At 72.5% G+C, this 9,056-nt stretch carries 8 protein-coding genes; 3 read left to right on the plus strand and 5 right to left on the minus strand.

Annotated elements, in window-relative coordinates; genetic code table 11:
- Together C1I98_RS30070 and C1I98_RS30075 are read right to left on the minus strand one after the other, a co-directional pair.
- Nucleotides 1-1,272: sensor histidine kinase (locus tag C1I98_RS30070; protein ID WP_111170769.1), on the minus strand; the 1,272-nt coding region annotated here is incomplete at its 3' end.
- 107 nt (nucleotides 1,273-1,379) lie between these two features.
- Nucleotides 1,380-2,033 (minus strand): response regulator transcription factor, encoded by a 654-nt coding sequence (locus C1I98_RS30075; protein ID WP_111170764.1) that lies wholly within the window; start codon nucleotides 2,031-2,033, stop codon nucleotides 1,380-1,382.
- Between the two features lie 265 nt (nucleotides 2,034-2,298).
- Here C1I98_RS30075 and C1I98_RS43245 point away from each other — a divergent pair, with 265 nt between their 5' ends.
- Nucleotides 2,299-2,463, plus strand: coding sequence for a hypothetical protein (locus C1I98_RS43245; protein ID WP_199537314.1), 165 nt, complete (start codon nucleotides 2,299-2,301; stop codon nucleotides 2,461-2,463).
- A gap of 81 nt (nucleotides 2,464-2,544) precedes the next feature.
- On the opposite strand, the gene C1I98_RS30080 is transcribed toward C1I98_RS43245, so the two are convergent.
- Both C1I98_RS30080 and C1I98_RS30085 read right to left on the minus strand, forming a co-directional pair.
- A complete protein-coding gene (locus C1I98_RS30080; protein WP_111170765.1) occupies nucleotides 2,545-3,339 on the minus strand; it encodes an inositol monophosphatase family protein in 795 nt (264 codons plus the stop codon).
- Entirely contained in the window at nucleotides 3,336-5,360 is a 2,025-nt protein-coding gene (locus C1I98_RS30085; RefSeq protein ID WP_233508308.1) for a S9 family peptidase, read from the minus strand. The genes C1I98_RS30080 and C1I98_RS30085 overlap by 4 nt, the downstream gene beginning before the upstream one ends.
- Nucleotides 5,361-5,435: 75 nt before the next feature.
- Between C1I98_RS30085 and C1I98_RS30090 the strand changes: the two genes are divergently transcribed.
- Nucleotides 5,436-6,431 (plus strand): ferrochelatase, encoded by a 996-nt coding sequence (locus C1I98_RS30090; protein WP_111170766.1) that lies wholly within the window; start codon nucleotides 5,436-5,438, stop codon nucleotides 6,429-6,431.
- 7 nt (nucleotides 6,432-6,438) lie between these two features.
- Here the strand turns inward: C1I98_RS30090 and C1I98_RS30095 are convergent, their stop codons facing one another.
- The gene (locus C1I98_RS30095) at nucleotides 6,439-7,692 is read right to left on the minus strand and encodes a lytic transglycosylase domain-containing protein (protein ID WP_111170767.1); all 1,254 of its coding nucleotides are present in this window, start codon (nucleotides 7,690-7,692) and stop codon (nucleotides 6,439-6,441) included.
- Nucleotides 7,693-7,919: 227 nt separating this feature from the next.
- Here C1I98_RS30095 and C1I98_RS30100 point away from each other — a divergent pair.
- A partial coding sequence (locus C1I98_RS30100; protein ID WP_233508309.1) for an MFS transporter occupies nucleotides 7,920-9,056 on the plus strand: 1,137 nt, incomplete at its 3' end.

A 9,056-nucleotide genomic window follows, 5' to 3' on the forward strand; every position in this document is an offset into this window, starting at 1 on the left:
GACCAACAGCCCGCCCCCGTCCCGGGGGACCGCGCTGACGTTGCCGCCGTGCGCCGAGACGATCGCGCGCACGATCGACAACCCCAGCCCCGAGCCCTTGGCGGAGTCGACCCGGTCGGCGTTGAGCCGCCGGAACGGCTCGAACAGGCTCGACACCTCGTACGCGGGAACGTGCGGCCCCGTGTTCGCCACCTGAACAACGAGGGCCTCGTCCGCCATTCCCGTGCGTACCCAGATTTTCCCGGCCTCGGTGATGTTGTACTTGATCGCGTTCTCGACAAGGTTGGCCACGCAGCGTTCCAGCAGCACCGGGTCGCCCGTCGTGGGCGCCGAGACCAGCTCGGTGGTGATGGACACGCCCGCCTCGCGGGCGATCGGCGTGAGCTGTTCCAGGGCCGTCTCGGTGACGTCCTTCACATCGACCGGCCGGCGCACGCTCAGCTCCCGCTCGCTGCGCGCGAGCAGCAGCAGGCCCTCGATGAGCCGTTCGTTGCGGGCGTTGACCTCCAGCAGCGTACGGCCGAGGGCCTTGAGGTCCTCTGAGGCGTCCGGGTCGGCCAGCGCGATCTCCAGCACGGTCCGGTTGATGGTCAGCGGCGTGCGCAGCTCGTGGGAGGCGTTGCCGACGAACCTGCGCTGGGTGTGGAACGCCTCGTTCAGGCGGGTGAGCATGGCGTCGAAGGTGTCGGCCAGCTCCTTCAGCTCGTCGTCGGCGCCCTTGAGGTCGATCCGCTGGTGGGCCAGCGTGCTCTCCGACAGCTTGCGCGCGGTCGCGGTCATCTGGGCCACCGGCCGCAGCGCCCGGTCGGCCACGAAGTAGCCGAGGATCAGGGCGAAGATGCCCACCCCGAGCAGCGCGAGCAGCGAGCGGTTCAGCATGTGCGCGCGGGCCGCGACGACCGCGCCGTCGCGGTGCTGGGCCCACCACTCCACGATCCGCTGGCCGTCCTCGGCCGGCAGCTCGTTGAAGTCGAACGGCGCGACCGGCCAGGCCGACTCGATCGACACGCCGACGATCGTGTACATGACGAACAGCAGCATCGCGCCCGCGGCGAAGAACAGCGCGCCGTAGGTGAGGGTCAGCCGCCAGCGGATGCCCAGCCGGGCGGGCAGTTCCCTGACCGTCTCGCGCAGCCCGCGGCTCAGCGGCTGGGCGGCCAGCGGCGGCGGGCCGTCCCAGGCGGGCGGGCCGGTCGGTGGCGGCGGGCCACCGCGCCCGGCGTGCTGCGGGCCCGCCGGGGCGCCCCGCTCGCTGACGTGCGGGCTGATCATCGGATGGGTCGGCTCCGCGTGCCCGGCCGGGTCCGGCGGCGCGGCGAACGTCGGCCTGGCCGATCCCGGGCCCGCGGCCTCCCCCGCCGGCCGGTCCGGTCTGTCACTCACAGTTTGTACCCGACTCCCGGCACGGTCTCGATCACCTGGGGCTCGCCCAGCTTCTTGCGCAGCGTCATCATGGTGACCCGCACCACGTTGGTGAAGGGGTCGATGTTCTCGTCCCACGCCTTGTCCAGCAGGTCCTCCTGGCTGACCACCGCGCCTTCGGCGCGCATCAGTTCCTCAAGGACCGCGAACTCCTTCTTGGTCAGCGCCACCTCCCGGCCGTCGCGGGTGACCAGGCGCTTGCCCGGGTCCAGCCGTACGCCGGCGCGCTCCAGGACGGGCGGCAGCGCGGGCGCCGACCGCCGGCCGAGGGCGCGTACCCGCGCCACCAGCTCCACGAACACGAACGGCTTGGCCAGGTAGTCGTCGGCCCCCAGGCCGAGCCCCTCGACCTTGTCGTCCACGTCGCCGGAGGCGGTCAGCATGAGGATGCGCGAGGCGGTACGGCCGGCCACCAGCCGCCTGCACACCTCGTCGCCGTGCACCACGGGCAGGTCGCGGTCCAGCACGATCACGTCGTAGTCGATGTAGCCGGTGCGTTCGAGCGCGCCCCCGCCGTCGTAGGCGACATCGACCGCCATCGCCTCGCGGCGCAGCCCCGTGGCGATCGCGTCGGCGAGCACCCGCTCGTCCTCGACCACAAGCACCCGCATCGGTCTCTGGCACCTCCCGAAGAATCCGCCCGCGCGCCTCCCACGAGGCGCCGGAACGGTGTCCCATTGTCACCACAGCGGCGGTAAGCGCAGGGTAAGCCCGCTACCACCCTAGGAGAGGCGGTGACAGGAAGCACACCGGCAAGTTGTGCGAATGGTGGTTTGAGGAACATATGCCAGTGGGTAGAGCGTGTCCCACACCCCTGGTGACGACTCACCGCAGGGGTGGCGTGGCCCTCTCCGCCCCCGAGGAAGAAGGTGAGAAATGGGCGAGTTCACCACCACCATCGAACGCAGGCTCGACCAGGCCTACCGAGGTCTCCAGGAGGCCAGGTCCGAAGGCGACGATTTCCTCGCCGACACCCTCACCGCCGAGATCGAAGACCTCCGCAGGATCGCCGTGGACAACGGCGTCACGCTCACCCGCTGAGCCCGTACCCGAGCCCGAGCTTCGCGCAGGGGGCCGGTCCGCACCGGGCCGGCCCCCGCGCTCGTCCGCAGGCCGGCCGCGCTACTCGTCGCGTTCCGGATCGAACCCGGCGAGCAGGTCGTGCAGTTCCTCGAACAACCCCGGCGCGGCGCACAGGGTCATGTCCGGGCCGACCGGCCTGCCGCGCATCCCGCCGAGCCGGGCGCCGGCCTCGGTCGCCACCAGGCCGCCCGCGGCGTAGTCCCAGTACTGCGGGCCGCGCTCGTAGTAGGCGTCCACCCGCCCGGCCGCGACCGCGCACAGGTCGGCGGCGGCCGAGCCCGCCCGTCGTACGTCGCGGACGTGCGGCAGCACCTTGGCCAGCACCTCGCCCTGTACCGTGCGCCGCCCCACCTGGTACCCGAACCCGGTGGCGACCAGCGCCCCCGAAAGCGACACCCCGGTGTTGCAGCGCAGCCGCTCGCCGCCCAGCCAGGCCCCGCCGCCGAGCGAGGCGGTGAACACCTCACCGCGCGGCACGACGTTCACCACGCCCGCCACGATCTCGCCGTCCACCTCGACCGCGATGCTCACCGCCCAGTCCGGCAGGCCGTACACGAAGTTGACCGTGCCGTCGATGGGATCGACGATCCAGCGCACCGCGCCTTCGCCGGTGGCCCCGCCCTCCTCGCCGAGGATCGCGTCGTCCGGCCGCATCTCGCGGACGCGGGCGCGGATCAGCTCCTCCGCGGCCCGGTCCAGGGCGGTGACCACGTCGGTCGGGCTGGACTTGGTCTGCACCACCTCGGGCCGGGCGGGCCGCTTGGCGAGCAGCATCTCACCGGCCTCGCGGGCGATCTCCGCCGCGAGCCGGGTGAATTCGGCGGGCGTGGTCATGAGCCCTCCCCCGACAGCGACGCGGGGGTCTTCCACTCCTCGCCCAGCACGTGCTGGGCGAGGAAGGCCAGGACCGTCTCGTACCAGGCGACGATGTTGCCCGGCTTGAGCACCCAGTGGCCCTCGTCGGGGAAGTACAGGAACTTGGCCACCACGGAGGACCGCTGGAGGTCCCACCACAGGCGCAGGCCCTCGCCGATCGGCACGCGGTAGTCGCGGTCGCCGTGGATCACCAGCATGGGCGTGGTGAACTTCTCCAGCGACAGGTGCGGCGACAGCCTGCGCAGCGGCTCGCCGTCCGGCGGGCCGAACTCCCGCCGCCAGTAGTACGGGGCGTCGGTCGTGCCGGAGAACTGGTCCAGGTGCCACACCGACGCGTGCGTCACGATCGCCTTGAACCTGTCGGTGTGCCCGGCGATCCAGTTGGCCATGTAGCCGCCGTAGGAGCCGCCCATCGCGGCGGTCCGCGTGGCGTCGAGGTCGGGCCTGGCCAGGGCGGCGTCGGTGATGGCCATCAGGTCGGCGAAGGTCCGCGGCCCCCAGTCTCGCCAGCCGCGGCGGATCATCTCCATGCCGTACCCGGTGGACATGGCCGGGTCGGGCAGCAGTACGGCGTAGCCGTGCTCGGCCATGATCCACGGGTTCCACCGCCAGGACCAGTCGTTCCAGCTCCCCAGCGGGCCGCCGTGGACCCACAGCAGGAACGGCGCCGGGTTGTCCGCCGACGCGCCCTCGGGCAGCGCCAGCCAGCCGCGGATCTCCGCCCCGTCGTCGGCCATGGCGGTCACCTCGGTGAGGGTGCCGGGCACGGCGAGCCGTGGCGCGGGGCCGGGCAGTTCCTCCTCGCGCGTGCCGTCCGCGCCGAGGGTGAGGCGGACCGGGGCGGGGGCCTCGGCGATCCCGCTGCGCAGGGCGTACAGCGTGGTCCCGTCGGGGGCGGGGCACAGGTTCATGTAGGAGGAGTCGGGGCCGGTCAGCCGTACCGGGTCGCCGCCGTCCAGGGACACGCGGAAGACGGGTCTGCGGCCGGCGCGGTCGGCGATCACGTAGACCGCGCGCGAGCCGGGGGCCCAGGCGATGGCGGCGGGCCACAGGCCCTCGCCGAGCGCGCGGCCCTCCCCGGTCGCGAGGTCCAGCACCCAGAGCACGCTCTCGGGCAGCCTGGGGTCGGCCCCGTCACGGGCGTGCGTCTCACGCGAGCAGGCCACGTACCGCCCGTCCGGGGAGACCTCGATCGGCCCCAGGAAGTCGTAGCCCTCCACCGAGGCCAGGACCCGCCGCTCCCCGCCGCCGATCGGGATGGCCACCAGGTCGCTGCGGTTCTCCCCGCCCGGCCTCGGCGTCGCCCAGGTCGTCACCACGGCCGATCCGTCGGGCGTCACCGCGAAGCTCGGTTCGTCCAGCGCGCGGCCCGGCTCGGGGGTCAGGTCCCTGATCTCCTCCAGCCGGTCGCCCACGGCGGAGGAGGCGAACAACCGCGTCTGGCCGGGGCCGAGGTCGTGATCCCAGTACCGCGCCGGGTGGGCGTCGTGAAGTATTGCGCTGACGCCTGCCTCCTTGCGCGCCTTGCGCCGCTCGGCGTCGCCCGCCTCGGTGCCGGGCAGCACGTCCGCGGCGAAGACGACGGCCCCGCCGGCCGACCGCACCGCCTTGACGCCCCCGGCCCTGGCCGCGACCCGGCGGGCCTCCCCGCTCTCGGCGGGCAACAGCCACAGCGCGGGCGCCTCGTCGTCGTCGGCCTTGACCGTCGGGTCCGGCCGCGCGGAAACGAACAGCACGTCGCCCGCCGCGGTGAACTCGGCCGCGGCCTCGCCCTTGGCCGACCTGGTCAGCCTGCGGGGCGTGCCGTCCGGCGCCGCCGGGATGTCCCACAGCGCGGTCCCGTAGGACCTGCCGTCGGGATTCAGCGCCTGCACGACCGCGACGAGCCTCGTACCGTCCGGCGACAACCGCAGGCCGACGACGCGCGGCACCCGTACATAGTCCCGAATGTCCTTGAACACATCCCTGAAGTCCGTCACGTCCTGAATCTACCGGGCGGTGTCATTCGCGGCACCGCGCGCGGGACCGGCGAGGGAATCGGGTTGGATAGGGGCATGGGGAATTACGATGCGCTGGTGGTCGTATCGTTCGGCGGGCCGGAAAAGCCGGATGACGTGATGCCGTTCCTGGAGAACGTCGTCAGAGGACGAGGGGTGCCCAGGGAGCGACTGCTGGAGGTGGAGGCGCACTATCAGCGGTTCGGCGGGGTGAGCCCGATCAACGACCAGTGCCGGGCACTGGTGGCGGCGCTCAAGCCGACGCTCGGCGTGCCGGTCTATTGGGGCAACCGCAACTGGCACCCCTTCCTCACCGACGCGGTACGGGAGATGGCGGCCGACGGGGTGCGCAAGGCCGCGGCGTTCGTCACGGCGGCCAACGCGGGCTTTTCGAGCTGCCGCCAGTACCTGGACGACATCGCCGGGGCGGTGGGTCAGGTGGCGGGCGCGCCGGAGATCGTGAAGCTGCGGCACTACTTCGACCATCCCGGGTTCGTCGCGGCGATGGCCGACCACACCGAGCGGGCCCTCGCCGAGCTGCCCGCCGAGCACCGGGCGACGGCGAGACTGGTGTTCACCGCGCACAGCGTCCCGGTGACGATGGCGCGCAGCGCGGGGCCTTCCGGCGGCGAGTACGAAGCCCAGTTGCGGACCACGGCGCGGCTGGTGGCCGAGGCCGTGGGCCGCTCCGGGCAGGATTGGGACCTGGTGTGGCAGAGCCGCAGCGGGCCGCCGCAGGTGCCGTGGCTGGAGCCCGACGTCTGCGACCACCTGACGGACCTTCACAAGGACGGTGTCGCCGCCGTCGTGCTGGTGCCCATCGGGTTCGTCTCCGACCACATGGAAGTGATTTACGATCTCGATGTGGAGGCGGCGGACCGGGCGCGGGAGCTGGGCATGCGCCTCACCCGGGCGGCCACGGCGGGCACGCATCCGCGGTTCGTGAGCATGGTGGGCGAGCTGATGGCCGAGCCGGAGCCGGTGATGTGCGCGGCCACCTGCTGCCCGAGGCCGCAACGTCCGCAGCCGGCGGAGCGGGTCGCCGCCGGCTGACGCGGGGTCAGCCGTACTGCCGGGCGTAACCCTCGGCGATGCCGAGCACCTTGCGCACATAGCTCCACGAATGGTTGTAGAACCAGACGGCCTTCTCCAGCTTCTTGCCGCCCTGGTTCGCACCGTTCGCGCAGAGGTAGTTGGCGGCCGAGGGCACCGCGTCGTAGGGGCTCCAGATGTCGGCCTTGCCGTCACCGTCGCCGTCCACGCCGTACGCCTTCCAGGTGGCCGGCATGAACTGCATCGGCCCCAGCGCCCCCGCCGAGGACGGGCCGTTGTTGCGTCCGTGGGAGCTTTCCACCTGGCCGATGGCGGCGAGCACGGTCCAGGAAAGGCCCGGGCAGACCTTCGCGGAGACCTGGTACAGCTCCAGGTAGCTGCCCGGCCTTCCCACCACCACCCGCTGCGGGGCCTTGGGGCGCGCCGCGCCGTCCTCCGCCTTGCCGTCCTTGCCCGCTTTCGCGGCCTTCGTGACCCGGTTCGCGGCCTCGCCCACCGCGACCACCTGGGACTTCTGGCCCAGCGCCGCGCGCACCCCCGAGCCCAGAGCCGCGACGTGCTCGTCCGCCCCGTGGACCAGCACCGCCACGCCGGGCAGCAGGCCGAGCCCGCGTCCCACCTCCACGCTGACCAGGCCGTCCACGCCCGGCAGCCCGAGCGCGGCGGACGCCCCCAGGCGAAGCCGCGGCCCATTGTCCACCTGGTAGTCGGCGCCCAGGAGCATGCCGAGCCGCCGGACCGCCCGCGCGTCGGCCACGATCTCGCCCTTTGCGATCGCGTCCCAGACGCCCGGCTCGCCGGCGACCGCCTTGGGCGTCCAGGAGCGGAACTCGGCGGGCTTCACCGCCAGCAGGCTGATCGCCGTGCCGGAGACGCGGACGGTCCCGGCGTCCACCGCGGCGATCTTCTGGACGTGCTTCAGCGCGGAGATCTTGTGCAGTGTGGCGCGCGGCACCGACGCCTGCGCCACGGCGAAGACCTGCGGCGGCGTGGGCGTGATCCCCGGGCCGCCGGTCATCCGCGGCGCGGGGGCGGAGGTGGTCGGCGCGGTCGCGGCGTGCGGGGCGGTGGTGGGCACCATGCGGTCCAGGGCGGTGAGGGCCTTGCCGCCACCCGCCACTGCGCGATCAACGCGTACCGAACCCACCGACCGTTCAGGGCGGAACAGCAGGTAGCCCGCCACGACGGCGGTGACCACGATCGTCGCGGTCAGCCCGGCCAGGACGACGGGCAGGTAGGAGGACCGGGTGGCGGGGGACATCGGGTTCACGCTATCCCACCGTCCACGCGGTCGCCGTCAAATGCGAAAATCCACTTGATTCAAGTCTCAATAGTGCGTCATCGTCCAGAGGGGCATAAGTCTCCCCCTCGCCGCCGGGTCCGGGCCCGCGGCCACCGACGGCCCGGCACGGTTTCCGGTGCCGAGCACGCGGTCGGGTGAAGGAGCGCCGAATTCCACGCCGAGCGCGTGCGAAGGGAGTCGAAGTGGTGGGGGCGTACCGTGGGCTGTTCGACATGCCCGGGGTCAAGGGCTTCGTCATCAGCGGATTCTTCGGGCGAATGCCCATGTCGATGCTCGGCATCGGAATCGTCCTGCTCATATCCGGGCTGACCGATTCGTATACCACGGCCGGGGCGGTGTCGGCCACGGTGTCGATCGCGTTCGCCATCGCCGCCCCGCTGTCGGGCCGCCTCGCCGACCGGTTCGGCCAGGGCAGGGTGCTGATCCCGCTGGTGCTCGTGCACGGCACCGCCCTGGTCGGGCTGATGCTGTGCGCCGGCCTCGGCGCGCCGCAGTGGACCCTGTACGCCACCGGGGTGGTGGTGGGCGCGGCGGCCGTCTCGCTCGGCTCCATGGTCAGGGCCCGCTGGACTCATCTGCTGGGCCGCTCGCCCAAGCTGCACACCGCCTTCTCCTTCGAGTCCGTGGCCGACGAGGTCATCTTCGTCGCCGGCCCGGCCGTGGTCTCCGCCCTGGCCACCGGGGTCAACCTGTACGCCGGGCTGATCGTGGCGCTGGTCTCCACGGTGATCGGGACGCTCTTCTTCGCCCTCCAGCGCGGCACCGAGCCGCCGTCCGGCAAGGCCGCGGGACGCTCGGGCAGCCCCATCACGATCCCCGGCGTGGTCCTGCTGTGCTGCGTCCTGCTCGCCATGGGCGCGGTGTTCGGCTCGGTGGACCTCATCACCGTGGCCTTCGCCGAGGAGCACCACGCGAAGGCGCTGTCGGGGGCGCTGCTGGCCTCGTTCGCGGGCGGCAGCATGGTCTCCGGGCTCTGGTACGGCGCGCGCTCCTGGAAGCTCTCGCTGCGCGGCCGGTTCGTCCGGGCGCTGATCTTCTTCGCCGTCGCCCTGACGCCGATCGTGCTGATCGGCAACCTGCCGCTGCTCGGCGCGGCATTGTTCGTGGCCGGGATGGCCATCTCGCCGACGATCATCACCGGGTACAGCATGATCGAGCGCCTGGTGCCGCCGCACCTGCTCACCGAGGGCATGGCGTGGCTGTCCACGTCGGTCGGGTTCGGCGTCGCGCTCGGGGCGTGGGCGGGCGGCCGGATGACCGACATGTTCGGCGCGTCCAACGCCTACGGGTTCTCGCTGGGGGCCGCGCTGCTGGCCGTCGTC

This window comes from Spongiactinospora gelatinilytica (assembly GCF_003236385.1).
Lineage (GTDB): Bacteria > Actinomycetota > Actinomycetes > Streptosporangiales > Streptosporangiaceae > Spongiactinospora > Spongiactinospora gelatinilytica.

Excerpts from the sequence above, each read along its gene's own strand:
- C1I98_RS30075 (WP_111170764.1), bottom strand. The coding sequence starts at position 2,033 with ATGCGGGTGCTTGTGGTCGAGGACGAGCGGGTGCTCGCCGACGCGATC.
- C1I98_RS43245 (WP_199537314.1), top strand. The coding sequence starts at position 2,299 with ATGGGCGAGTTCACCACCACCATCGAACGCAGGCTCGACCAGGCCTAC.
- C1I98_RS30080 (WP_111170765.1), bottom strand. The coding sequence starts at position 3,339 with ATGACCACGCCCGCCGAATTCACCCGGCTCGCGGCGGAGATCGCCCGC.
- C1I98_RS30090 (WP_111170766.1), top strand. The coding sequence starts at position 5,436 with ATGGGGAATTACGATGCGCTGGTGGTCGTATCGTTCGGCGGGCCGGAA.
- C1I98_RS30095 (WP_111170767.1), bottom strand. The coding sequence starts at position 7,692 with ATGTCCCCCGCCACCCGGTCCTCCTACCTGCCCGTCGTCCTGGCCGGG.